2 protein-coding genes are annotated in these 1,327 nt (G+C 36.6%); both read right to left on the reverse strand.

What is annotated here, in order from left to right; all coding sequences use genetic code 11:
* Positions 1-246: 246 nt before the first annotated feature.
* Positions 247-735, reverse strand: a complete 489-nt coding sequence (locus JIG37_RS10590) for a hypothetical protein (RefSeq protein ID WP_199529342.1) — start codon at positions 733-735, stop codon at positions 247-249.
* Positions 736-833: 98 nt separating this feature from the next.
* Positions 834-1,166: a hypothetical protein gene (locus JIG37_RS10595; RefSeq protein ID WP_199529343.1), complete on the reverse strand. Its 333-nt coding sequence runs from the start codon at positions 1,164-1,166 to the stop codon at positions 834-836.
* Positions 1,167-1,327 lie beyond the last annotated feature (161 nt).

Raw genomic sequence — 1,327 nt, forward strand, 5'->3', positions numbered from 1 at the left:
AATATCAGCATGAAAACCGACGACATTACTTGCTTCATCCTATGTATTAACTCGCTCTAATTCGAGCTGAAGAAATTATGGCTTAAAAAGTTAGGCAAGGATCAGTGCGTTTAACTTGACTGTGGGAGTCATACCAACGCCTTAATAAACGGTGGAAAATAGCAGGCTAAACTAAGCGAAGAATGAGCGCAAGCCTGCTGTTTTACGTCCACTGTTTAATTAATTTGTTAGGTTTATTTTTGCATACTAATTTTTTATAACATACCAATTATCAAACAAGTGCTCTAAACATTGTACTTTTGGTAAACACACATCTTTGGGGTTAATATTCTTACCTAAAGCGTAAGCACCTTCACCAATTCCGTACTCACTTTTAAAGGAAAAAGCTTTTCTTAATATCCAAGCCTCACCCTCTTTTTGAAGCCAAAGTGAATTAAAGCCATTTTCTTTATATGGAACTACAATTCTGCTTAAATCTGGGTTGGAGACTTTTTTATATTTGGCACCTGCAGCAACCCAAGCTAGTGAAACTTCGGTTTCTGCAGAGGTTTGTACCCACTGTATTGAAACATAACCTTCTTGCTCGGTTGCCCTTATAGCTTTTACAAAACTTTTTGAATTCAAAAACACATAAACTACATGCTGCAATTTGCTTTCAGGCCAGTATGGGACTGTTTTCAGTATTCCAAAGCAAATTATTAAAGAGAAACTTAAATATAAAATCGGCTTCTTCATAAACCTAACGCTTGCCTATCCGGCGCAAAATAGCAGGCTAAAATTAGCGACGAAGGAGCGCAAGCCTGCTGTTTTGCGTCCCTAGGTTTAGGCACTTGTTATGTATTTTTTAACCTTAGCTTATACAAACCAGTTAACCTTTTTGATAAGCCCATACAAATCATCACTGCATAGAGCAATGCAACAATATTCCACCCTAGATAAATTAGAACTCCAGTATTAATAAAGCTATTAATATACAAAGCCCAACCTAAATTTCGGTCTATTGCTCCTTGGGCAAAGTCAGTACTATTTACTGTAAATAAAGCAATAGTCCCCATTAACGCAAAAATGAAGAAAAGTACTGAAACAGGATAATATATCCACACAGCTTCAAAATATGCACTTAAAGCGAAGATTATGGTGATTATTGTCCACCTAATTGTTTTCATACTCAAAACCTAAGAAATACATAGACATAATGACTCCCACACGGTGCTAGCCTCCGCTTTTCGTGGGTTAGCTTAATGACAAAGCCAGAGCCATAATTAGTTTGTCAAATAACTAAACAGCAGAGGCTAGCATGAACAAACATAGCATACTTTTTATCGGA

Origin of the sequence: Pseudoalteromonas sp. bablab_jr010, from assembly GCF_016464105.1 — a bacterium.
GTDB classification, from domain to species: Bacteria; Pseudomonadota; Gammaproteobacteria; order Enterobacterales; family Alteromonadaceae; genus Pseudoalteromonas; species Pseudoalteromonas simplex.

Coding starts and splice junctions, on each gene's coding strand:
- JIG37_RS10595 (WP_199529343.1), bottom strand. CDS start 1,166: ATGAAAACAATTAGGTGGACAATAATCACCATAATCTTCGCTTTAAGT.
- JIG37_RS10590 (WP_199529342.1), bottom strand. CDS start 735: ATGAAGAAGCCGATTTTATATTTAAGTTTCTCTTTAATAATTTGCTTT.